The sequence below is a fragment of the Bacillus altitudinis 41KF2b genome, assembly GCF_000691145.1.
Lineage (GTDB): Bacteria > Bacillota > Bacilli > Bacillales > Bacillaceae > Bacillus > Bacillus altitudinis.
Genome location: NZ_ASJC01000002.1, coordinates 276477 through 300099 on the forward strand (window position 1 = coordinate 276477; position 23623 = coordinate 300099).

The following is a 23623-nucleotide window of genomic DNA, read 5'->3' on the forward strand; positions in this document are numbered from 1 at the left end:
CATTCACCTCACTTCATCAAGTTCCATATCACGTACGTCGATTTTGCCTGTTACTGCTTCGTAAATAAGAGCTTGGCGGTATTCTTTTAGTTTTTCAATTTGTTCTTTTATTTTAGACATAACATCATAGATAGTTTTCAGTTTATTAAATACCCAGTCATTTATTTCACGTTGCTCCTCTATAGTGGGAGGCATAGCAAACTTAAGTTCTTTTACTTGTACAAAATTCAGCCCTTCTCTAGAACTACCATTTTGCGCAAACCATATTTGCTGATGAATAACATCTGAAGCCATTAACATATTAAAATAATATGGATACATCTTTTTTTGGTTTAAACGGATAATACAAACGTGCTGATTAACATTTGCTCGTCCGAAATCTTTAGGGACAATCGCTGTTCGACCGATAGAAGCACCTGTAATATTTAATAAAATATCTAATGGTTGGACTTGCGAAGATTTCATTTCAGCATTTGTATCTTCTGAAATAAATGCTAAGTCTTTTAAACGTATTCCATCAAAATGAACATTTAAGCTTCGTAAAAAAGGCACGCCTTCATCTAAGTATACTTCTGATCCGCCTGAGGGAGTTTTTCCACTTCCTACATGAGTAGCAAAATGTTTAATTTTTTTAACTTTCCAATGCTCAGGAATCTCACCAATCCACTCAACACCTGAATCTTTCATTTTCACATTCGGATTTAAACCTTTTGTAACAGCTTCTGTGATGATTGATTGGCGTTGTTGTTGTAACAACATAATAAGATTTTCTTTCTTCTTAATTAGCTTATCTATTAATAGATCCTTTTCTTTTAAGTATCTCGTAATTTTATTCTGTAATTCTATTGGTGGAATTAATAATTGGATATTTTGAATATCACCTTTAGAAATACCAAACCTTGTAACTCCTTTAGCACTTATCCAAAAATGTTCTTTAAATCCATACGAATAAAGTAAATAATACAAATATAACCCTGTAACAACATTAACGTTTGGTCTGATTAAAGCTAGATGATAACCACACACAACTTCAGGCATGTCTTCTTTAACCCAAGTCGGAATTCCAATATCTGACGGAGATTCTGAATCTTTAGTGAGAATCACATCGTCTTTTTTTAATGTTAATTTTCTTATCTGTTCATCACTTGCTGTAGCAATCATAAAATCTATTTTATCTGAAATAGTATGATTATAATAAACATCTACATAGTTACAAAGTTTGACTACTTTCTCACCGTCATGACTTTTTTTATCTACATTACTTAAATTAACTTTGGAAATTTCCTTCAACCTATGGGTTTTCCAACCATCTGGTAATACTCTTAAAAAAGGAATTTTTTCATTTATTGAATTCATCCCATCACCTTCTTCAATTGTTCAGCAATTTCCGCTTCTAATGCACGAATCTCAGCCATAATTTCAGTTGAACTGCGTAATGCTGTGTATTTGTAGAATTGGCGAGTGAATGGAATTTCGTAGCCGATCTTTGTTTTTGATTCATCAATCCATGCATCTGGTACATGTGGTAATACTTCACGTGCAAAATAGTCATGAATGTTCTCTTTTAAAGGTACATTTTCAGTATCACGTAAATCTGTATCTGGTTCGATGTCTGTTTTATTTTTCATGCATACATCGGCTGTTTCATCTTTTTCAGAAAGACCCGCTAAAATTGCTTTTAATACAGGAGCGCCGATAGTTATACCCGCCTGCTTCAATGCATCTTTTAGTACTTTCGTGAACTCATCACGATTTTTATATACTGTATCGCTTTCTAACGTGCGTAACACATATAAAATTTGCGTTTGCAGCTTTTTACCTTCTTCAATTTCAAAATGACCTGCATCGCCTTTTTTCTTCGATATCGCTAAGTTCTCAAAGGCTTTTTGCTCTACAACACGTGCCAAGCGCTCTTCATTTACTTGGAAGTTTAAACGTAATGGACGTTCTACTGTAATTTTCGAATAACCAAAGTCTTCATTCTCAAAAATCTTCACGTACTCGTTTGGCTGTGCATCGCCGTATAAACGAACAATCTCATTCATTTGCTCTTCTGTAATTTCGTTACGCTTGCTCCCCATCGACTTTTTCATTTTTTTCGAGAAGTCTACGGCATTGACTAACCGTACTTTCCCTTTATAAAGAGGTGCTTTATTGTTTGTTAAAATCCAAATGTACGTTGCAATGCCTGTGTTGTAGAAAAGATCGTTCGGCAATGCGACAATACCTTCTACTAAATCGTTTTCAAGCACATACCTTCGAATTTCACTTTCACCAGAACCTGCATCACCTGTAAATAACGGCGAACCATTCATAATAATGGCTAACCGAGAGCCTTGTGGATTTTCTGCTGTGACTGGTTTCATTTTTGAGATTAAGTGCATGAGAAATAATAGCTGCCCGTCACTTGTACGCGGCGTACCAGGGCCAAAGCGACCATCAAAACCTTGTTTCTCATGTTCATTTTTAATTGCCTTTTCATACGATTTCCAGTCCACTCCGTAAGGTGGATTTGAAATTAAGTAATCGAATGTATCATTTGGGAATTGATCGTTTGATAACGTGTTTCCTAAACGAATGTTACGTGCATCTTCACCTTTAATAAGTAAGTCTGCCTTGCAAATCGCATAGGATTCTGGATTAATCTCTTGTCCGAAAAATTCTAAATGTGCTGTTGGATTTTGATTTAGTAAATACTCTTGAGCAACTGAACCCATTCCACCTGTGCCAGCTGCACAGTCATACAATGTTTGTGTTAAACCTGGCTTCGTTAAAATACTCGCATCATCATGTAAAAATAACAAATGTGTCATTAAACGAATAACTTCACGTGGCGTGTAATGATCCCCTGCTTCTGCATACTCATTGAAACGACGAATTAGTTCCTCAAATACATAACCCATCTCAATGTTTGAAACTGTTTCTGGATGTAAATCGATTTTACTAAAGCGTTTAATCGTTAAGTATAATAAGTCATTTTGATCAAGTTTATCGATTTGACGATCGAAGTCGAAGTGCTCCATGATATCACGAGCCACTTTTGAGAAACCATTTATATAGTCACGTAAGTTATCAGCGATATTATCAGCATCTGTTAATAGCTTTTTAAAATTGTATTCACTTATGTTGTGAAAGTTTTGCTTAGAAACACGATTTAAAATCTGCTCACGTGCTTCATCTGTCATATTTGGATACTGCTTTGCTTTCACTAACACTTCTTCTTTTGTGCTTTCTAATACGCAGTCAAAACGGCGTAATACAGCTAATGGCAAAATAATTTCACCGTAATCTTCTGGCTTATATGGCCCACGTAAAATCTCTGCAATTGACCAAATGAAGCTCACTTTATCTTGGAAGTTGATCATGTTATGTACCTCATTCTAAATTTATTTTCCCGACAATAACCTTGTAAATATAATGCAATATTACATTCAATTATAAATGTTCCAACAACAAAACGTAACTGCAAAAAATAGAAACTTTAACCAAAGACATTGGAATTGGTAACTCTTCAGGCCAACCTGATATAAAGTTGTAAATTTTATTAATCACCGACAATAGAAAAAAGCCAAAACCCTTGATATGAAAGGACTTTGACCTCATTGATTTCCTTCGAAATCATATGTATGGAGACGGTGGGAGTCGAACCCACGTCCAGAGACATCGATTACTTAAGCGTCTACGAGCGTAGTCAACATATTTACGTGTTCACTCATCCTCATGCCTGCTGACGGGCGCTTGGAGAGCTAGTCTGATGGATCTCTTCTTACGTCCTCAGACGAAAACGTAAGCGTAGCCTACTTCATTGGGCTCCTCACAGACACATAGGCGATGTCAGGAAGAGCTCGCTGCGCTTATTAGGCAGCTAGTGCTAAGTTTTGGTTAAAACTTTTAGTTTTGCCAGTTACATTTAGGTGCGTGTTAACGAGATCGCCTCTCGGCTCGCAGCCTAAGCTCGAACCATCCCTGTCGAATCCGTAACGTCCCCTTGTAAAAGGGATATACGGGATGGAAACGTTCTTTCGCTTAACTGCTTCCGTATATGACTATTATAACAATCTCATCGCTCGAAACAACTGGTGGTTTCTGTAAAAAAACGACGATGATTGTTTACTGCATAACATATTGTAGCATAATGCTTCCGCTCTCAGCAAGCCATCTGCATGCGTCTAGAATTGCTTTTGCCGGTCACGGAAAGCTCGCTCGATTTCACGTTTCGCATCTTTTTTCTTCAGATCTTCACGTTTATCGTATTTCTTCTTCCCTTTACCGACTCCAATTAGCACTTTGGCAAAGCCATTTTTCAAATAGAGTTTAATGGGAACAAGTGAGTAGCCCTCTTCCTTTGTCGCACCAATCAATTTACTGATTTGTTTGCGGTGGAGCAGCAGCTTTCTCGTTCTGAGCGGATCATGGTTATAACGGTTCCCCTGCTCGTATGGGCTCACGTGCATATTGTGAAGAAAAACTTCTCCTCGTTCGATTTTGGCAAAGGAATCTTTTAAATTCACTTTTCCTGCTCGAATGGATTTGATTTCAGTTCCTTGTAATACAAGGCCGGCTTCGTATGTTTCTTCTATAAAATAATCATGATTGGCTTTTTTGTTTTGGGAAACAACCTTTCCCTCTCCCTTTGGCATTGGCGTACACCCTCCTTTTGGCACAGACACGGTCAAAATCGTACGGATTATTTTATCAAACAATCCAGCTTTCGACAATGCTGCTGCCACGTGGTCAAAAAGCAAATAGAGCGTGATGCCCTATTTGCTTTTTGTCACGTTACTTTTTCTTTTTGCGCTTTTGTTTCGGTGCGTTATCAAATACGCGTTTTTTCTTTTTCTTCTTTTTACGACCTGTAAACCAGTCGCCGCCTTTATCCTCTTTGCCTTTTTCCCCAGAGGCCTTTTGACCTCCGCGTCCTTTTTTGGCTGGTGGATCTGTCCGTTTTTTGAACTTGAAGTCTTTTGGTGATTTACGGCGAGTGCCTTTCATCCCGACGATTTCAAAATCAATGGAATGCTCATCTTTATTTACACTCACCACTTTGACAGTAATTTCGTCACCGATGCGATATACATTCCCTGTCCGCTCACCGATCATGGCAAAGTGCTGTTCATCAAAACGATAGTAATCGTCTGTCATGTAGCTTACATGGACAAGACCTTCTATCGTATTCGGCAGTTCAACGAATAGTCCGAAATTCGTGACGGAACTAATCATACCATCAAACTCTTCACCGATTTTATCAAGCATAAACTCTGCCTTTTTCAGGTCATCTGTTTCGCGCTCAGCATCAACAGAGCGGCGCTCCATTGTAGATGCATGATCTGCGATTTCTGGCAGCAGTTGTCCCCATTTTTCAAGGGTCGCTTCGTCTGTCTTTTTCTCTATTAAATAGGTTCTGATCAGCCTATGCACGATTAAATCCGGGTAACGGCGGATCGGCGATGTGAAGTGTGTATAAAATTCGGTAGATAATCCAAAATGTCCAATGCTTTCTGGATCATACTTCGCCTGTTTCATTGAGCGAAGCATCACAGTTTGAATGACGACTTCTTCCGGCTGATCACGGACGGCATCAAGTACACTTTGAAGAGCACGCGGGTGAATATTCGTTGACGTCCCTTTCACAATGTAACCAAATGTCGTCACGAACTCTAAAAAGCGCTGAAGTTTCTCAGGATTTGGTTCTTCGTGAATTCGGTAAATGAACGGAACATTCATCCAGTGGAAATGCTCGGCAACTGTTTCGTTTGCCACCAGCATGAATTCTTCAATTAATTTTTCGGCAACAGAACGCTCACGAATAACTACGTCTTTCGCTGCGCCTTCATCATCTACAAGCACTTTTGCTTCCTTGAAGTCAAAGTCGACTGCTCCACGCTCCATTCGCTTGTCACGCAGAATTTCTGCAAGCTTCTCCATCTCTTGGAACATTGGTACTAACGGCTCGTATTTGTCTAAAAGCTCTTCATCTTGGTCAACTAAAATCTTATTCACATCGGAATAGGTCATTCTTTCCGTCGTTTTGATCACACTTTGGAAAATTTCGTGTTTGACGACTTTCCCACTTCGATCAATGATCATTTCACAAGAGAGTGTGAGACGATCTACCTTCGGATTCAATGAGCAAATGCCATTTGACAGGCGATGAGGAATCATTGGAATAACGCGGTCTACAAGATACACACTCGTTCCGCGCTCATAGGCTTCCTGATCAATTGGAGAGTTTTCCGTTACATAATGAGAGACATCCGCAATATGCACACCTAGTTTGTATTTACCATCATCCAGCTTTTGCACAGTAACCGCATCGTCCAAGTCCTTTGCATCTGCACCATCAATGGTCACAATCGTTTCGTTGCGCAGATCACGCCTGCCCTCTAAGTCTTTTTCATCGATCGTTTCAGGTGTGTCTACTGCCTGCTGGAGCGCTTCTTCCGGAAACTCACCTGGTAGCCCGTGTTTATGAATAATCGACAAAATATCGATGCCAGGGTCATTTTTGTGACCAAGGATTTCAGTCACTTCACCTTCTGCGCTCATTCTACCTTCTGGATAGCTTGTCAGCGTGACAACGACTTTATGACCTTCAACCGCTCCGTTTTTAGCGGATTTCGGAATGAAGATATCGTTTGTGATTTTTTTATCATCAGGAATGACAAAACCAAAGCTTTTCGTTTCTGTATAGGTACCGACAACCGTCTGAGTATTACGCTCCAGAATACGGATGACCGTTCCTTCTTTTTTGGTGCCATTTGATTTGTGGCTGACACGAACCATCACGGTGTCACCATTCATTGCTGTGCCTAGCTCATTTGGCGGAATGAAAATATCATCCTGTCCAAACTCTTCTGGTGTCACAAATGCAAATCCTTTTGCATGCGCAGACAGCTTCCCTTTGACCAAGTTCATTTTTTCCGGTACACCATAGCGGTCGCTGCGGGTACGGACGATCAGTCCCTGATCCTCTAATATCACAAGTGCTTTGACGAGCTCTTTATAATCATCTGGATTGGTAATTTCCATCATGACTTCTAATTCCTGTACCGTTAATGGTTTGTACGCCTCTTCTTGCATAAACGCAAGTAATTCATCCATAAATTCTTCTTTTTGCACACTCTAACCCCCTATATATTTAAATTGACCAATCGAGTGATTCTAAGAATGCATATACATCCTGATGAACCTTCTCTCGCTCTTTATCAAGCGTGATAACATGGCCCGATTCTTCATACCACTTTAAATGTTTTTCATCAGTCTCTACTTCGTTATAAATAATGTTTGCACTGTCTGTATTAATCATATGATCATGACGTGCCTGAACAACAAAAGTAGGTGAATAAATCATGTCAACATTGTTTCTGACATCTGCAATGAGTTCTTGAAGAGCCTTGAGTGTACCCATTGGTGTTTTCTTGAACTCTTCCATCTCTTGCTCAATTTGATCCTCTGACTTACCCTCGAATTTTTTATAGTTACGGGCATAATCTAGTACACCCTGGTACATGACTTCTTCACTTTTTATGTACATAGGTGCACACATAGGTACAATTCCCTTTACAGGTACAGTGTAACCTAATTTCAATGAAAAAACTCCTCCGAGGGATAGTCCGCAGACCGCAATTTCCTCATAACCTTCGTCTTTTAAAAATTGATAGCCTTCTTCTACATCTTTCCACCAATCTGTAGGACCTGTATGAACAAGCTCCTCTGGCGGTACACCGTGTCCTTTGTATTGAGGTGCATGGCATGTATAGCCTCTTTCATTCAAATAACGCCCAAGCATACGAACATCGGCTGTATTCCCAGTAAAACCGTGAAGAAGAAGCACCGCCTTTTCTCCACCTTTAAACGTAAATGGTTTTGGTGTAACAACTTTCATGATGTGACTTCCTTTCCTTCTGATATGGTTTATATTTTCCACTTGTATGTATGAAACAAACACAAAAGAGTGCTGATAATAAAAAAAGGTCTGAAAAAAGATCAGACCTTCTGTTACTCGCGCCTACACGCCTAAATATGCCAATGCAAGTGTTAAGATGAAGAAAAGCACTGACAAAATGACAGTTAATCGGTGAAGAATCAAGTCAAGACCTCTCGCTTTTTGCTTACCGAAAAGCTGCTCGGCTCCACCTGAAATAGCGCCTGACAGTCCTGCACTTTTACTTGATTGTAATAATACAACGATGATAAGTGCGATACTGACAATTACGAGTAATGTGATAACAAATGCGTGCATGAAAACACCTCCAGACAAACTGGTACACATAACTTTATTTTACATGAAAACAAGGTGCATGTCACGAAACATCAAAATAAAGATTTCCTATATATTGTCGACTTTATTTGTCATTTTGATTCAATTTCGCTCCAATGGATTGTATGCAGCATTTTTTATATGCAATTTTTGAGGTTAAAAAACGTTTTTAGCGAGTTGCTTCTTCTTTTAAGAGCTGTTTTAATTCTACTAACAACCGTTCAGCTCCTTCAGGACTCAGCACGACGTTACCGTTTCCATAGCTTTTGTTGTATTTCGTTATTTGGCCAGTTAATAAGCAGCTCTTATCTGCATCATATTTTTTCAGCATAATGGTTTGATCTTCGATGAAAATTTCTAACAGCTGCTCTTCTTTTATATTGAGTACCTTTCGCATTTCTGAAGGCAGAACAATTCTGCCAAGCGAATCAATGTGTCTTACCATTCCAGTTCTTTTCAATGAAGCCGCCTCCTTAATGATCATACGATGATTTCATTTATTGACTTTTGTCAACATCTTCATAGTAAAATAAATCTTCAAATTTTTTATCAAAGTAATGAATCATTTTGCCAATGACAAGCTGTCCTGGCTTCCGGTGACCATTCAATACCCTGCTGAGTGTGGCAGGAGAGATGCCAATTTCATCTGCGAGCTGATTTAAAGACATATCGTTTTCGATCATATACTGCATCACAAATGCCCGCCTGATCTGAATCTTTTCGACCATCATTACAACCTCCTATAGGATCAATATGTACAACATGTAGGACTCTCATATCTCCCGGATTCATTAACTTATGTCAACACTTTTACGCCCTTTCTATTTCCTTTGGTCAATGATCATACTAAAATAAGTCATATACTGAAATGTGAGGTTCGATGACATGAATCACTTTGGTGAACAATTACGCATTTTAAGAGAGAATAGAAAGATGTCTGTCAATCAACTCGCCATGTATTCAGGCGTAAGCGCTGCCGGTATTTCTCGGATTGAGAATGGAAAGCGTGGTGTGCCAAAGCCTTTAACCATAAAAAAATTAGCACGCGCTTTGAAGGTGCCTTATGAGGATTTAATGTTGCTTGCCGGTTATATTGAACAGGAAAAAGTGCATGAAATGAAACCGAAATATGAGTCCATATTAAAAATCTATCAAACGGCGCTTCAAAAGGATGTAGAACATCTCCCTATTTTCGATGGAGACCAATGGGAAACACTCACCGCACAAGACATCATCCAGCTGAATCAATACTTTCTCACGCTCATTAACCAAAAAAAGGCGAACAAATAGCGGGGCATAAACTTAAGATACATCCACCATTAACTAATGTCAATATTTTCATGGTGCACTTATTGCCAATAGTCAACAAATCAGGTACACTAGAGATAACTAATCTTTAACCATGTGAGGTTTTGAGTTGATGAACTTCGGTGCATATTTAAGAGCATTACGTGAGAAAAGGAAACTATCGGTGAACCAATTAGCGATGTATTCAGAGGTCAGCGCTGCTGGTATTTCTCGGATTGAAAACGGGAAACGCGGCATTCCGAAACCTCCTACAATTAAAAAACTAGCAGGTGCATTAAAAGTACCTTATGAGGACATGATGCAGGCTGCAGGGTATATTGAAGAAGCGTCTTCTGCCTATGTCATAAAGGAAGAAGAAACGGCTTTTACCCAAATAAAAGAAGCAGCAGAGCAATATGAACTTGATGATCTTGAAATATTTAATGGGGACATATGGTCCACCCTTTCTAAACATGAAATAGAGGATTTAAACCGCTATTTGTTATTTCTACTAAACAGCCGTTCGTCATCGTAAAATGTTTTGATCATTGACAAGCTTTTTGCGCCGATTTTTGACAGAATTACGGTATAATGGGTTCAGATTGGAGTGAAGAAAGATGAATCAATCTGATATGTGCCCGCGGTTTGAAAAAGCAGTTGAGTTATTAAGTAAACGCTGGGTGGCACTGATTGTTTTTCAGCTTCTCTCAGGTTCACAGCGCTTTAGTGAAATCGAAGCAGCTCTGACCAATTTAAGCGGAAGGGTTTTATCTGAGAGATTAAAAGAGCTGGAAGCAGCAGGCATTGTAAAACGGGAGGTTTTTGCTGAAACACCCGTGCGTATTGAGTATTCATTAACTGATATGGGGCGCTCACTTGCACCCGTTTTTGAGGAAATTGCGAAGTGGTCCTCTGAATGGATCACACTTGAATCATAAATGTCTCCTGATGTGAGCCGCCTAATCATGATAAAAAAACCTCCCCTACAGATGTAGAGGAGGTTTTGTCTTTTCAAGCATTTATGCGGACGTCATGTTTTTTTCAGCTAACGCCTTGCTTTCTTTTTTCTTGTTGGTTGGGCTTAAATAGCGTTCAAGCCAGCCCATGACCAGGTCGGCAATAATGGCCATGAGCGCAGTTGGAATAGCACCTGCTAAAATAATGGCTGTTCCGTTTGTCGCGTTTGATCCTCTGATGATGATATCACCAAGTCCTCCTGCACCAACAAATGTCCCAATCGCTGTAATACCGATTGCGATCACAAGTGCGGTTCTTAAACCAGCCATAATGACAGATAAAGCAAGCGGTAATTCAACCATTCTCAGCACTTGCCATTTCGTCATACCCATCGCTTTCCCCGATTCTAAATAGGCATGCTCAATGCTGACAATACCTGTGTACGTGTTACGGATAATCGGCAGAAGCGAATACAAAAAGAGTGATAAGATGACTGTATTTGCGCCAAGTCCTAATACAAGCATCAACACAGAAAGCATCGCTAACGCTGGAATGGTTTGAATGACATTGGTTATTGCGAACACCCAATTGCTCAGTTTGCGATAATGCGCCACAAAGATGCCGACTGGTATTCCGACAATTGCCGCAAACAATACCCCATACGCTGACATGAGGAAATGCCGGTAAAATTCTTCTAACACATATGAACCGTTCTGTTGATAATACGCCCATAATTGCTGCAGTGTGTCCATCAGCTCTGACACCTCCCAATCTTACTCAAAGTAATTGTGTTTCTTTAGAAAATCTCTCGCAACAGTCGCTGGTTCTTTTAGTTCTCCATCGACTTGATAATTGAGCTCTTGCATTTGTTCGGTATCGATTTTTCCAATCAACCTATTGATCACCTTGTCCAGTCCTGGATTATCTTTTAATACCTTCTCAGGGACAACTGGTGATGCATCGTATGGTGGGAAGAATCGTTTATCATCTTTTAAGATTTTGAGATTATACGCTTTGATCCGGCCATCTGTTGAATAGGCAAGCACAATATCCATTTTTTCATTTTTCAATGCGTCATAGACTAGACCGATCTGCATCGGAAAAGTGCTTCCAAATTCAATTCCGTATGTTTTCACAAACCCTTCGTAACCGTCACCTTTCTTTTTCAGCCAAATATTATCCACACCGAAGCGATAATTTTTGGCATTCTTTTTTAAATCAGAGACTGTTTCTAGGTTGTTTTCCTTCGCCATCTTCTGCGTCACAGCAAAGGCATACGTATTATCAAACCCATAGGAATCAAACCATTTGTAATCATAGCGTTTTTTGAATTCTTTCTGGACGATTTCCATTGCACGCTTTGGATCTTTTTCTGCATCCATTCCTAGCGTACTTGTTAAATCCGTGCCTGTATATCGTGTTGCCGAAATGTCGACATCACCGTTTTCCATTGCTTTCTGCTGCACCGTATTTGAGCCTAAATTCTTCACAATGGTTGTCTTTTTATCTGTGTAATGCTCAATGATGTCTCCCACCATATAGGCCATAATTTCTGATTCTGTAAAGTTTTGTGCACCGATTCGCAGCGTGCCCCCTGAAGAGCCGGCTAGTCCAGGAAGTGAACAGCCACTTATGAATAGCAAGCATCCGGCAAGCAGTGCACTGATCCATTTTGTTTTTCGATTCTTCACATGAGCCAACTCCTTATGAAACTTCCTTCAATCCTTTTAAGCCTTCTGGTGTTACTTTTTTCTCAAGCTTCATCAATGTAAGGTCAATGATGACTGCTAAAATAGTGACAGGGATCGCACCCGCAATAATGTATTCCGGCTGGTAAAGCTGAAGCCCAATTAAAATGTAGTCACCAAGACCGCCTCCACCGATAAAAGCAGCAAGTGTTGTCCACCCAATTAAATAAATCGTTGAGGTTCTGACCCCTGCCATAATGACCGGAACAGCAAGCGGCAGTTCAACAAGACGAATTTGTTCCCATGTCGTCATGCCAATCCCTTTACCAGATTCAAGCAAGTTTTTGTTCACACCTTGAACACCGGCATACGTATTTCTTAAAATAGGCAAAACGGAATAGAAAAATAGCGCAACGATCGCAGGTATTTTTCCAACTCCCAAAATAGGAATAAAAAATGCAAGAATCGCTAAACTAGGGAGTGTTTGAAAGATATTCACGACGCCGATGACAAAACCGGCGCCTCTTTTCATTCGTGTAAGAATGACGCCTAAAGGAACGGCCACGATAATGCCTAACACAACGGCAATTAAAGAAATGTATAAATGCTCCCACATTTTTGTGAGGAGTTCCCCACCATTTTTCTCAAGAAAATCGATGATTTGATCCATGTGTACACCTCCCTTAGTTCATTTCAGTGACAGCCTCCGGGGTATCTTCTCCCCAAATAGAGTCATATACGACATCTACAAGACTTGCACGTGTGACGATGCCTTTTAAGTGCCCTTTTGCATCGACAACCGGTACATATTTAATGCCGCGTATTAAGATCTTTCGGACAGTATCTCTAAGAAGCGCACCTTCTTGTACTGTATAAAATTCTGTATTTAAAATATCGCCAACGAAGGCTGCTTTTCTGCGGTTTGCATCGATGGTTTCAATGTCGATATAGCCTTTCAGCACATGATTTTCATCAACGACAAGCAGGGAATCAACCCGCTTTTCTCTCATAATAAAGATGGCATCTGTCAATGTTTTTTCGACGGTAATTGTGACTGGAGATGTGTTCATCATTTGTTCCACACGTTCCATATTCGGATTTGACTGAAGCAGACGTTCTTTCCCGATGAATTCTTCTACGAATTCGTTCACAGGGTTACGTAAAATATCATCTGGCGTGCCCACTTGGACAATCTCTCCATCTTTTAAAATGACAATGCGGTCTGCAAGTTTAATCGCTTCATCCATGTCATGTGTGACGAATACGATTGTTTTATTTAACGTTTTTTGCAGTTTCTTAAATTCTTCCTGCAATGAATCTCTTGTGATCGGGTCAAGTGCTCCAAATGGTTCATCCATCAGGATTAAAGGGGGTTCTGCTGCGAGTGCGCGAAGAACGCCGATACGCTGCTGCTGTCCTCCACTGAGTTCATGCGGGTAACGCTCTAAGTATTCCGGCCCCATGTCAACGAGTTTGAGCAATTCACGCGCTCGTTCTTTTCGTTTTTCTTCCGGCCACTTCAACAGCTTCGGCACAAGGGAAATGTTTTGTGCGATGGTCATATGAGGGAAAAGTCCAATTTGCTGAATCACATAACCAATTTCTCTTCTTAATTGGACTGGATCTTTTTTCATAATGTTTTCTCCCTCGATCAATATGTTTCCTGAGGAAGGTTCAATCAGTCGGTTAATCATCTTCATGGTTGTCGTTTTTCCACAGCCACTCGGTCCAATAAAACAAATAAATTCTCCTTTTGCTATTTCTAAATCAATATTTTTGACAGCTTTTTTTCCGCCTTTATACGTCTTAGATACATTCTCTAGTTTCAGCAAATGAGACACCTCCAATTAGTCGGATATATATTTTCAGAAAATTTACACCTTATTTATTATAGTGCAAACTTTATAAAATAAAAAGTTTACAATGTGTTTGTATTGCATAAGATTTATTTAAAATTTTCAGTTAACGGCCTGATATGTACCGATCCCTCCTTTTTCCTCCAACTTACGAGCAAATACTCAATATTTATTGTTTTCATCAACAAACAGGTATATGATATATTGTGTTACAAATTGTCAGTCGTGAAGGGATGAAGCGGGGAATGGACAAGCAAGCGTTAGGCGCCATTCAAAAAGCACAGGATCATTATATTGAAAAAGCTGCCGAGAACATGAATGCCTTTGGTCTTTCTGCCACAGTGGGTAGAGTGCTTGGTATCATTCATATGAACCGTAAACCAATGACGCTCGGTGAGCTCTCAGAGGCGACCGGCATGAGCAAAACAAGAATGAGTCAAGTCGTTCGAGAAATGCTTGATCTGAATATTGCTGAAAAGGTTTATGAAAAAGGAATACGCAAAGATTTATATGACGTTGAGCAAGATCAATATCAAACCTTTATTTCATTGTTTGCAGCCAATTGGTCACGTGTTGTCAGCAAAAATCGCAAGGCACATAAGAAGACATGCAAGGAATTGCTGGAGCTGCTTGAACAAGATGACCTGCCAGAAGAAACAGTAGATAAAATCAATCTTCTTCTTTCAGAAATCAAGGAAAGTCTCGATTATTATGACTGGATTAGCCGTTTAATTGAGTTCTTTGAAAGTGAAGAAGTATTTCAACATGTGCCAAAACCTTAAAAAAGCTGTTTTATTTTACAATTTTGTAGAAAAAAACAGCTTTTTTATATACACTTATGACATCAGCATTGGGAACATCCCTTTGATCCCTGCGCCAATCATCTCTACTGCCACAACAGCTAGAATCAATCCCATTAATCGTGTCACGACATTCATCTCTGTTTTCCCCATTTTTCGCATAATGAAACTTGAATAATGAAATGCATAATAGGTCATGGCAAGTACAACCACAATGCCAATAAGAATCGCAAGCAGATGAAGCGTTACTTGGTGGCTTCCTGGCGTTAAGCTCATGACGGTCGCAATTGTACCAGGTCCGGCAATGATCGGAATGGCGAGCGGGGTCACCGAAACATCGGCCTTCTCCTTGCTTTCTGCCTTTTCATCCGAATGAGGGTTTTGAACATGTGATTCTTTTGCATTCAGCAGATTGTAAGCGATACCAAAAATAAAAATACCTCCGGCGATACGGAGTGCATGGATATCAATGCCAAACAATTTGAAAATGAGCCTGCCTGCCAAAAGAAAGGCAATCAAAATCATAAAAGACACAACAATCGCTTTTTTGGCCGTCTGGGAACGTTCTTTCTCAGAATAGCCTTCTGTTAAAGTGATGAAAAGAGGCACGTTTCCAATGGGATTTGAGACAGCAAATAATGACACAATGACATGAATCATAAAGGAAATCAACAGACACCCTCCTTTTTTCATAGTGTCTGCTAATCTGATGCGAATATCCCCTTGTTCTGTTAAAACCTGGTTTGTTTTAACCGATGATAATAGAGGTTTAACGAAAGGGGAATAGAACATGAAAAAAAACATCACGATCATTGTCTTGTCTGTGATCATCCTAGGTGCAACTGGCTGGATTGTGTGGCAGCAGCAGTCGCTCACCGCGGCAGAGAAAAAACACCAGCAAGAAACCAGAACGAACGATAAGCAGCTGGCACAGTTAAAGTCAGAAGGCACGGATATGAAAGATGAAATCGATGGTCAAAAAAAGGAATTGTCCACCGTCACAAACAAGCTGAAGAAAGAAAAGAAGGCGCATCAAAAAGAAACCAAACAGCGTAAAGCGCTTGAGTTAAAAATAGATCAGCTTCAAAAAGAACTGGCATCAGCGAAAGCAACGGCTCAAGCGAATAAGCAGGCAGCACAAACGACTAGGAAAACAACTGTTAAGAAAGACCCAAATGTCACCCATCATCCTCCTTCTCAATGGGTGCAGGATCAATATGATTGGGGTGTTAAACAAGGGTATATCAAAGAATAGAGAGGATGAAATGATTTGATACAGATTCGGCCATTGTCTCATGATCAATCTGTTCCTATGGATCTTTTACTATTAGCTGACCCTTCAACTGAAAAAGTCATTGCCTATGTACAATCTGGTTCTTGTTATGTTGCTTTTCATAAACAGGACATGATTGGTGTGTATGTTCTGACGCCTCTGTCTCAGCAGACAGTGGAAATCATGAATGTCGCCGTGAAAGAGTCATGGCAAGGTAGAGGAATTGGGAAGCAGCTGATCCGCCATGCTATTTCAGAAGCCAAGGCAGCTGGCTTTCATACAATTGAAATTGGCACAGGCAACTCTAGTATTCAGCAGCTCGCCCTTTATCAAAAATGCGGTTTTCGCATGGCGTCTATCGATCACGATTTCTTTCTGAAGCACTATGATGAACCGATTTATGAGAACGGTATTCAGTGTATGGATATGGTGCGGTTGTCACTCGTTCTTCAAGCAGACTGACTTCATTCAGCCTGCTTTTTTTATGTTCTGCTCTTTTTCACTGCATGAATCACATATTGAATCAAGAAGTAGAGAGCGGCACCCGCTAAAAAACAGACCACGCACCCAAAGAGCGTTGCCTCTGAGCTGAATTGATACTGTTCAATTTTCATGATATAAAATGGCATACCAAATAGAGTTGGACTTGATTCAACATGATGAACCTCTAGCAGCATTAAAAATACTGGTGTCATAAACACAGCAAACACATAAAGCATCGCAAGCGTTAAGCCGCTAGAAAACGAATGAAATACTTTAACCATTTAGTTCTCTCCTTTCATCTCTTTTAAACTGGCGATGATATTTTTCCCGTCTGGGCAAGCTGGATGCAGCATCACTGTATTTAATAAAGAAAAAAACAGCAATGGATGCGTCAATGGATGCCACCACATGAAGAAAAGCACACCCGAGCAGATCACTGGAAACACAGGACCTGCAAGTGCGACCATCATATTAAAACCCGGCCGTGAAAATTTCTCATGGACAATCGACACGTGCTTCCAATCGATCATCACCACATAATCAAAGATGGGTCTTTTTTCGATTTTGTTGCACACCATCACCATCAGGATATGACCGAGTTCATGAATGAGCACAACGGCTATTAAGCAAAATAAAAGCGTCATCATCGCACAATCGGCCTCTTTAGCATGGCAGCATATATGAAGATGAAGAATGCGGCTGAACAAGCCATATAGGCAGTTGAGAGCAGCTGGATATTTGCTGAAAGCCACTGGACTAAAAGCATATCCAACATACTGAACACAGCAATCATCATCACGATCACAAACAGTTTATTAAAATCACTAATCTTCACGACAAACCCGACACATGCCGCCATGACAGTGATCAATAAAATGGACAAACTCGCCAAACCGTGCCCTTCACTTTCGACCCCTATCATGAAATAAGCAAGCCCGATATAGACAAAATAAATCAATATATTCATTGTGTAATAAAATAAAATTCTTGATAATAAATAGGCACCCTTTGATGTATTTAACATAAAAATGGCTCGCTGATGGAGATGATATTCCCTGCCAATCATCAGAGGCAGCATAATAAGGATCTCCTTTAACGCAAACTGCACAATAAAGGCATACATCCAGCCAGTCTCTGCCGGAGTAAAGATGAATGGGAGACCTATCGTGAAACAGACAAGAAACAGGAACAAAATACCTTGTTCTTTAAACACAGCTGATCGGCTAAAATAAACAAGCTCCTGCCGCAGATGTGTGAAAAATGAAGAATCCGATCTGATTTTTTGGTAAGAAAACGACTTCACCTCTATCTTTAGCTGCAAAAACATCCGATTGACATAACAAGCCGCCAAGCCTTTCAGCCAAAACCACCCTGCACATAGAAAGATCATCAGAAATACAAGATAGATAGACGGCCATACGTGAATCATCTCAACCGCTTTTTGAAAAAGGAGAAATACGAAAGCACCGAGCGTCACAAATCCAATCGTTTGCAGCAGTAAATGCTCTTTTGTTTTTGATATAAAATGGCTCACACCAATGCGTATCAGCATCCAAGAAGCAAGCGTATAGAGCGCCAATCCACAGCAAGTGATCCCCACCACAATGATCCAATACAAAGATAGTGTAACGCCGCTAATGATCAGCCCTAATAGGATGGGTAAAAAAAGCAGACCAAGCATGATGAAACAAAACAGCACCGGAAAGAAATACACACAAAGGACAAATGAGACACTTTGCATCGCACTATTCAAAAAGAAGAACTGATACTCTTGACGCTTCATTTTATGACGGGAAAAGACAATACCTGCTCCCAAAAGCAGCAGGGTCATTTTCACAAATTGAAGGTATAAAGCAACTGGTTCGCTCTCCCCTACTTGCATAAAAAAACGCAGGCTCATGACAACGTATATGGCGTAGATCAGCAACATAAAAACGGCTGCGGCGAGAAGCTGCAAAGGATATTTTTTGCCGAGTTGCTTGATTTTCGTTGTGAGCATGCCCCATTCTATTTTATGAAGAACGTGTCGTGTCCAAGTCATTGAGCAACCTCTCCACCTGCATATAGTAATCTTGATTCACTTCTTTATAAATATCCTCAAGTGCTTGATGAGGGAATGTTTTGTTTGTTTCTTGACGTGACATATCCAGCTTGATATCACCGTTTCTTAAGATCATAAGGTGATCATACAATGTCTCACCAAAGCCCAAATGATGGGTAGAAATGAGAATGCCTGCACCTTGATCTCTCAGCTTCATGAGCACCTTTTTTAAGATGATCATCATATCTGGATCAAGTCCATTTGTAGGCTCGTCGAATACATAATAATCACAAGACCTAAGGAGCTGTGAAATGATTTGGGTTTTCTTTTGATTGCCATGAGACAACTGGGCAATTGGCTGATCCATATAAGGTTTCAGCTCAAACAGATCGACGAAAGTCTCTTCTCGAGGTGCATTTCGTTTGTCTGGAAGCTGGAGTAAATGAAAATATTCTCTCGGCGTTAAATAATCAAACAAAGCATGATCATCAGGAATATAGGAAACATGTTCTTTCAAAAAGGAGATATGTGCTGAGGATTGAAAATTCAGCTGTTTACCATCTAAAGAGACAACACCCGTAAATGGTGTCAGGCCAAACATAGACTGAATCATCGTGGTTTTTCCTGCCCCATTATGCCCCAAAAGCAGAAGCATACGTCCTTTCTCCACATTTAACTGAATATCGCGGAGAGAAAAGGTGCGGCTATACGTTTTTTCTGTTAAGTGTAATGTCAGCATCATGTCCCTCCATTTATTTCAGATAGAACAGATGACCCCGCATCTGTTCTCACCATTTGTTAGAAGCCGCATTTGATTTTAATATACAGGCCTAAAAACTTGAACTCTCCTAAAAATTTCGAGCCTTTTCCAAATGTTTTGCATGCCCAAATCAAAGCGGCAGCTGTCACAATGCCTAAGATAGCGGCAAGGACATAAATCCAAAATGCATTTTTCTGTACGTTCTTAGAAGTTAGAATTCGTTGCTTCCTTTCATCATATGCCGCCAGTAGGTGAAGGACATACATGTACACGCCTACTGGAAAACGAAGGCTAAAAGGATTCAGCATCTCATCACCCCCTAATATATGTAAAATGATACCACCCCCATGCAAATAGCATAAGTTCAATTCAGATCATATTTTTAGAAGAGTTTTCATGATTTATTGCTTATAAATCATCAAGCTCATCGTTTCGCCTCTGACTGAAGGATGATTTTTTACAAAAATAGGATATTACAAAGGAAGCAGAGCCTATTCGCTTGAGCCAGCTTTGCGTCTTTATTTCAACATAAAAAAAAAGCGCTGCGATACGCTCTTTTCAAAAGAGCGCACGCAGCGCGTTGCTTTACATTACTTATTCAAGTTGTAGAATGTAGCAATGCCGTGGTATTGAGCTGTTTCAGCCAATTGATCTTCGATGCGAAGTAATTGGTTGTATTTCGCCACACGGTCCGTACGAGACGGAGCACCTGTTTTGATTTGTCCAGCGTTAGTTGCAACTGCAATGTCTGCAATTGTGCTGTCTTCTGTTTCACCAGAACGGTGAGAGATAACAGCTGTATAGCCTGCACGTTTCGCCATTTCGATTGCATCAAATGTTTCAGTTAATGTACCGATTTGGTTTACTTTGATGAGGATTGAGTTACCAACGCCGTTTTTGATTCCTTCAGAAAGCTTCTTCGTATTTGTTACGAACAAGTCGTCTCCTACTAGCTGAACCTTGCTGCCAAGACGCTCAGTTAATAGTTTGTGACCTTCCCAGTCGTTTTCATCAAGACCGTCTTCGATTGAGATGATTGGGTATTTCGATACCATATCTTCATACCAGTCAACCATTTCAGCAGATGTTTTCACAACACCTTCGCCTGATAAATGATATTTACCGTCTTCTTTGTTATAGAACTCAGAAGATGCAGCATCCATCGCAAGTTTCACTTCTTCACCTGGTTTGAAACCAGCTTTTTCAATCGCTTCTACGATTGTTTGAAGTGCTTCTTCGTTAGAACCAAGGTTTGGAGCGAATCCACCTTCGTCACCTACAGCTGTGTTTAAGCCTTTTGCGCTTAATACAGATTTCAGGCTATGGAAGATTTGTGCGCCCATGCGAAGTGCTTCACGGAAGTTCGGTGCACCTACAGGCATAATCATGAATTCTTGAATGTCTACGTTGTTATCCGCATGCTCTCCGCCGTTGACGATGTTCATCATCGGTACTGGAAGCGTTTTGGAGTTGAATCCACCAAGGTATTGGTAAAGTGGAATTTGTAAGAAATCAGCAGCCGCACGTGCTACAGCGATAGATACGCCAAGGATTGCGTTTGCGCCTAATTTCCCTTTGTTTTCAGTTCCGTCAAGCTCGATTAACATTTTGTCAATTGCTACTTGTTCAGTGACATCAAAGCCCAAAAGCTCTGGTGCAATGATTTCGTTTACGTTGTTTACAGCTGTCAGAACACCTTTTCCAAGGTAACGGTCTTTGTCTCCGTCACGTAGTTCTACTGCTTCATATTCACCAGTAGAAGCACCACTTGGTACTAGTGCACGGCCAAAGCCGCCAGATTCTGTGTAAACTTCTACTTCAACTGTTGGGTTACCGCGAGAGTCTAATACTTCGCGTGCATATACGTCAACAATGTATGGCATCGTTATTTCTCTCCTTTTGAATCAATTTGTTATTTTTGAATCAATGATGTTCCTGTCATCTCTTTTGGTTTTTCAAGACCAAGTAAGTCTAAAAGCGTTGGAGATAGATCAGCTAAAATGCCGCCTTCTCTAAGCGTCGCACCTTTTTTCGTTACGATGACTGGCACAGGATTCGTTGTATGTGCAGTATGCGGCTTTCCTTCTTCGGTAATGAGCACGTCTGCGTTACCGTGGTCTGCCGTGATGATGGCATGTCCGCCTTTTGCTAGGATTGCGTCGACTACAGCTCCTAAGCACTCATCTACTGCTTCAATGGCTTTGATTGTTGGCTCAAGCATTCCTGAATGCCCCACCATATCTGGGTTAGCAAAGTTCAGAATGATCGCATCATGCTTGTCCGCATTGATGTCTGCAACAAGCGCATCCTTTACCTCATAAGCGCTCATTTCTGGCTTGAGGTCATAGGTTGCGACATCTGGTGAATTGATTAAGATGCGGTCTTCTCCAGGAAATTCTTCTTCACGTCCACCGCTCATAAAGAACGTCACGTGAGGATATTTCTCTGTTTCAGCAATCCGCAGCTGCTTCAATCCATTTTGCGCTAGCACTTCTCCTACTGTGTTATCCAAATTCACTGGTTTGAAAGCCACATAGCCATCTACCGTTTCACTGAAGTGTGTGAAGCAGACGAAGTGTAAATCCTTCGGATGTGCTTCCCCGCGGTCAAACGAGCGGAAATCTTCATTTGTGAATGTGTTTGAAATTTGAATCGCACGGTCTGGACGGAAGTTATAGAAAATCACAGAGTCGCCGTCGTTTACTTTTGCAACCGGCTCACCATTTTCTCTCGTAATGACAGATGGAATAACGAACTCATCGTAGATTCCATTTTCATAGGAGTCATCAACGACATCATAGATGTTTTGATAACTTGGGCCTTCACCATACGCCATCGCGCGATATGCTTTCTCCACACGATCCCAGCGCTTGTCACGGTCCATTGAGTAATAGCGTCCAGAAAGTGTTGCGACTTCTCCGACACCGATTTCTTTGATTTGTTCTTCAAGCTGTTTTAAGTAAACTTTCGCTGTCTTCTGACCAACATCACGTCCGTCTAAGAAGCCGTGAATGTATACTTTTGTTAAGCCTTCTTTTTTCGCTAGTTTCAGCAAGGCAAAAAGATGCTGGATGTGGCTATGCACACCGCCGTCTGACAAGAGACCGAATAGATGAAGGGCCTTGTCATTTTCTTTTGCATAAGTCATTGCATCTAGGAACGTTTCGTTTTTCTCAAATTCCCCATCACGAATGGCCACATTCACTCTTGTTAAGCTTTGGTACACGATGCGTCCTGCACCGATGTTCAAATGCCCAACTTCAGAGTTCCCCATTTGACCTTCTGGGAGGCCCACTGCCTCACCTGAAGCCGTTAAGGTTTGATGCGGGAATTCGTTCCAGTAGCGGTCGAAGTTCGGTTTCTTTGCTTGGGCAACAGCGTTACCGACTGTTTCGCCTCTTAAACCGAATCCATCTAAGATGATTAATGCAGCTGGTTTCTTACTCATATTGACCTTCCTCCAATAATTGAACGAAAGACTGAGGTTCTAAGCTTGCGCCGCCTACCAAAGCACCGTCAATATCGGATTCTGCCATATATTCTTTAATATTCGCAGGTTTCACGCTTCCGCCATATTGAATGCGAAGGCTGTCTGCCGCTTCTTGACCAAATTCGCTTGCAACCGTTTGGCGAATGTGCGCACAAACATCGTTTGCATCTTTCGCTGTAGAAGATTTACCTGTACCGATCGCCCAGATTGGCTCATAGGCAATGACAGATTCAGCGACTTGCTGCTTCGTTAAACCAGCTAGTGCTTTCTTCACTTGATCAGCGACAAGTTCGTTTGTTTTGCCTGCTTCACGCTCTTCAAGCGTTTCACCTACACAAATGATTGGAACGATGCCATGCTTGAATGCAGCATGTGCTTTTTTGTTCACTGTTTCATCTGTTTCAGCGAAGAATTCGCGGCGCTCTGAATGACCAATCACTGAGTAGCCGATGCCAAGATCTTTAAGCGCAGCAGGGCTGATTTCACCAGTGAATGCACCGTTTTCTTCAAAGTGCATGTTTTGCGCACCAATTTTAAGGTCTGTTCCGTTAGAAAGGCTGTTGAGCTTTTCAAGGAAAAGGGCTGGTGCACAGACAATAGATTCCACTTTGTCAGGAGATGGAATAGATGATTTGACTTCTTCAACGAAACTTACAGCTTCGCCAAGTGTTTTGTTCATCTTCCAGTTCCCAGCTATAATTGGTTTTCTCATGATTGACACTTCCTTA

General features: G+C 40.7%; 27 protein-coding genes and 1 other RNA gene. 6 read left to right on the forward strand and 22 right to left on the reverse strand.

Annotated elements, in window-relative coordinates:
• Positions 1-3: 3 nt before the first annotated feature.
• The 9 genes from BA79_RS18935 to BA79_RS05405 form a co-directional block, all read right to left on the reverse strand.
• Positions 4-1356: a restriction endonuclease subunit S gene (locus BA79_RS18935; RefSeq protein WP_081826975.1), complete on the reverse strand. Its 1353-nt coding sequence runs from the start codon at positions 1354-1356 to the stop codon at positions 4-6.
• Positions 1353-3365 (reverse strand): type I restriction-modification system subunit M, encoded by a 2013-nt coding sequence (locus BA79_RS05375; protein WP_035701409.1) that lies wholly within the window; start codon positions 3363-3365, stop codon positions 1353-1355. Before BA79_RS05375 ends, BA79_RS18935 begins: the two co-directional genes overlap by 4 nt.
• Positions 3366-3624: 259 nt before the next feature.
• Positions 3625-3988: a transfer-messenger RNA gene (gene ssrA / locus BA79_RS18940) on the reverse strand.
• 181 nt (positions 3989-4169) lie between these two features.
• On the reverse strand, positions 4170-4640 hold the full coding sequence (gene smpB / locus BA79_RS05380; protein WP_008347658.1) for an SsrA-binding protein SmpB: 471 nt from the start codon (positions 4638-4640) through the stop codon (positions 4170-4172).
• A gap of 139 nt (positions 4641-4779) precedes the next feature.
• Positions 4780-7119, reverse strand: a complete 2340-nt coding sequence (gene rnr, locus BA79_RS05385) for a ribonuclease R (RefSeq protein WP_017359227.1) — start codon at positions 7117-7119, stop codon at positions 4780-4782.
• A gap of 19 nt (positions 7120-7138) precedes the next feature.
• The gene (locus BA79_RS05390) at positions 7139-7885 is read right to left on the reverse strand and encodes an alpha/beta hydrolase (RefSeq protein WP_008347663.1); all 747 of its coding nucleotides are present in this window, start codon (positions 7883-7885) and stop codon (positions 7139-7141) included.
• Between the two features lie 123 nt (positions 7886-8008).
• Positions 8009-8242, reverse strand: a complete 234-nt coding sequence (secG, locus tag BA79_RS05395) for a preprotein translocase subunit SecG (protein WP_003212746.1) — start codon at positions 8240-8242, stop codon at positions 8009-8011.
• A 187-nt stretch (positions 8243-8429) separates the two neighbouring features.
• Positions 8430-8720, reverse strand: a complete 291-nt coding sequence (locus tag BA79_RS05400) for an AbrB/MazE/SpoVT family DNA-binding domain-containing protein (RefSeq protein ID WP_008347666.1) — start codon at positions 8718-8720, stop codon at positions 8430-8432.
• Positions 8721-8757: 37 nt separating this feature from the next.
• Positions 8758-8991, reverse strand: coding sequence for a helix-turn-helix domain-containing protein (locus BA79_RS05405; protein WP_008347669.1), 234 nt, complete (start codon positions 8989-8991; stop codon positions 8758-8760).
• A gap of 154 nt (positions 8992-9145) precedes the next feature.
• Between BA79_RS05405 and BA79_RS05410 the strand changes: the two genes are divergently transcribed.
• The 3 genes from BA79_RS05410 (at position 9146) to catR (ending at position 10485) form a co-directional block, all read left to right on the forward strand.
• Positions 9146-9550 carry a helix-turn-helix domain-containing protein gene (locus BA79_RS05410; RefSeq protein ID WP_035701414.1) on the forward strand — a complete coding sequence of 135 codons (405 nt, stop codon included), beginning with the start codon at positions 9146-9148 and terminating at the stop codon, positions 9548-9550.
• A 130-nt stretch (positions 9551-9680) separates the two neighbouring features.
• Entirely contained in the window at positions 9681-10082 is a 402-nt protein-coding gene (locus BA79_RS05415) for a helix-turn-helix domain-containing protein (protein WP_008347673.1), read from the forward strand.
• An 82-nt stretch (positions 10083-10164) separates the two neighbouring features.
• Complete coding sequence (gene catR, locus BA79_RS05420; RefSeq protein WP_007500199.1) at positions 10165-10485, forward strand: catDE operon transcriptional regulator CatR; 321 nt, start codon at positions 10165-10167, stop codon at positions 10483-10485.
• Positions 10486-10566: 81 nt separating this feature from the next.
• Here catR and BA79_RS05425 read toward each other — a convergent pair whose 3' ends face one another.
• Genes BA79_RS05425 through BA79_RS05440 form a run of 4 tightly spaced genes read right to left on the reverse strand, consistent with a single transcriptional unit; the run spans position 10567 to position 14024 of the window.
• A complete protein-coding gene (locus BA79_RS05425; RefSeq protein WP_008347676.1) occupies positions 10567-11256 on the reverse strand; it encodes an ABC transporter permease in 690 nt (229 codons plus the stop codon).
• 21 nt (positions 11257-11277) lie between these two features.
• Positions 11278-12195 carry an osmoprotectant ABC transporter substrate-binding protein gene (locus BA79_RS05430; RefSeq protein ID WP_017359223.1) on the reverse strand — a complete coding sequence of 306 codons (918 nt, stop codon included), beginning with the start codon at positions 12193-12195 and terminating at the stop codon, positions 11278-11280.
• 13 nt (positions 12196-12208) lie between these two features.
• Positions 12209-12862, reverse strand: a complete 654-nt coding sequence (locus tag BA79_RS05435) for an ABC transporter permease (RefSeq protein ID WP_008347681.1) — start codon at positions 12860-12862, stop codon at positions 12209-12211.
• A 13-nt stretch (positions 12863-12875) separates the two neighbouring features.
• Positions 12876-14024 carry a betaine/proline/choline family ABC transporter ATP-binding protein gene (locus BA79_RS05440; RefSeq protein ID WP_017359222.1) on the reverse strand — a complete coding sequence of 383 codons (1149 nt, stop codon included), beginning with the start codon at positions 14022-14024 and terminating at the stop codon, positions 12876-12878.
• 269 nt (positions 14025-14293) lie between these two features.
• Here BA79_RS05440 and BA79_RS05445 point away from each other — a divergent pair, with 269 nt between their 5' ends.
• The gene (locus tag BA79_RS05445) at positions 14294-14830 is read left to right on the forward strand and encodes a GbsR/MarR family transcriptional regulator (protein WP_017359221.1); all 537 of its coding nucleotides are present in this window, start codon (positions 14294-14296) and stop codon (positions 14828-14830) included.
• 54 nt (positions 14831-14884) lie between these two features.
• Here BA79_RS05445 and BA79_RS05450 read toward each other — a convergent pair whose 3' ends face one another.
• Positions 14885-15520 carry a MarC family protein gene (locus BA79_RS05450; protein ID WP_024719834.1) on the reverse strand — a complete coding sequence of 212 codons (636 nt, stop codon included), beginning with the start codon at positions 15518-15520 and terminating at the stop codon, positions 14885-14887.
• 118 nt (positions 15521-15638) lie between these two features.
• Here BA79_RS05450 and BA79_RS05455 point away from each other — a divergent pair, with 118 nt between their 5' ends.
• Positions 15639-16103, forward strand: a complete 465-nt coding sequence (locus BA79_RS05455; RefSeq protein WP_035701418.1) for a hypothetical protein — start codon at positions 15639-15641, stop codon at positions 16101-16103.
• A 15-nt stretch (positions 16104-16118) separates the two neighbouring features.
• The gene (locus BA79_RS05460; RefSeq protein ID WP_035389418.1) at positions 16119-16583 is read left to right on the forward strand and encodes a GNAT family N-acetyltransferase; all 465 of its coding nucleotides are present in this window, start codon (positions 16119-16121) and stop codon (positions 16581-16583) included.
• 20 nt (positions 16584-16603) lie between these two features.
• Here BA79_RS05460 and BA79_RS05465 read toward each other — a convergent pair whose 3' ends face one another.
• The 8 genes from BA79_RS05465 to tpiA form a co-directional block, all read right to left on the reverse strand.
• Positions 16604-16885, reverse strand: a complete 282-nt coding sequence (locus tag BA79_RS05465) for a hypothetical protein (protein WP_008347692.1) — start codon at positions 16883-16885, stop codon at positions 16604-16606.
• Positions 16886-17251 (reverse strand): hypothetical protein, encoded by a 366-nt coding sequence (locus BA79_RS05470; RefSeq protein ID WP_035701422.1) that lies wholly within the window; start codon positions 17249-17251, stop codon positions 16886-16888.
• Complete coding sequence (locus BA79_RS05475) at positions 17248-18645, reverse strand: hypothetical protein (RefSeq protein WP_035701424.1); 1398 nt, start codon at positions 18643-18645, stop codon at positions 17248-17250. The genes BA79_RS05470 and BA79_RS05475 overlap by 4 nt, the downstream gene beginning before the upstream one ends.
• Positions 18617-19384 carry an ATP-binding cassette domain-containing protein gene (locus BA79_RS05480; protein ID WP_035701425.1) on the reverse strand — a complete coding sequence of 256 codons (768 nt, stop codon included), beginning with the start codon at positions 19382-19384 and terminating at the stop codon, positions 18617-18619. Before BA79_RS05480 ends, BA79_RS05475 begins: the two co-directional genes overlap by 29 nt.
• A gap of 59 nt (positions 19385-19443) precedes the next feature.
• Positions 19444-19713: a hypothetical protein gene (locus BA79_RS05485; protein ID WP_008347702.1), complete on the reverse strand. Its 270-nt coding sequence runs from the start codon at positions 19711-19713 to the stop codon at positions 19444-19446.
• Between the two features lie 282 nt (positions 19714-19995).
• Entirely contained in the window at positions 19996-21288 is a 1293-nt protein-coding gene (gene eno, locus BA79_RS05490; RefSeq protein WP_003212752.1) for a phosphopyruvate hydratase, read from the reverse strand.
• 29 nt (positions 21289-21317) lie between these two features.
• On the reverse strand, positions 21318-22853 hold the full coding sequence (gene gpmI / locus BA79_RS05495; protein WP_035701428.1) for a 2,3-bisphosphoglycerate-independent phosphoglycerate mutase: 1536 nt from the start codon (positions 22851-22853) through the stop codon (positions 21318-21320).
• The gene (gene tpiA / locus BA79_RS05500) at positions 22846-23607 is read right to left on the reverse strand and encodes a triose-phosphate isomerase (RefSeq protein ID WP_017359213.1); all 762 of its coding nucleotides are present in this window, start codon (positions 23605-23607) and stop codon (positions 22846-22848) included. The genes gpmI and tpiA overlap by 8 nt, the downstream gene beginning before the upstream one ends.
• Between the last annotated feature and the right edge of the window lie 16 nt (positions 23608-23623).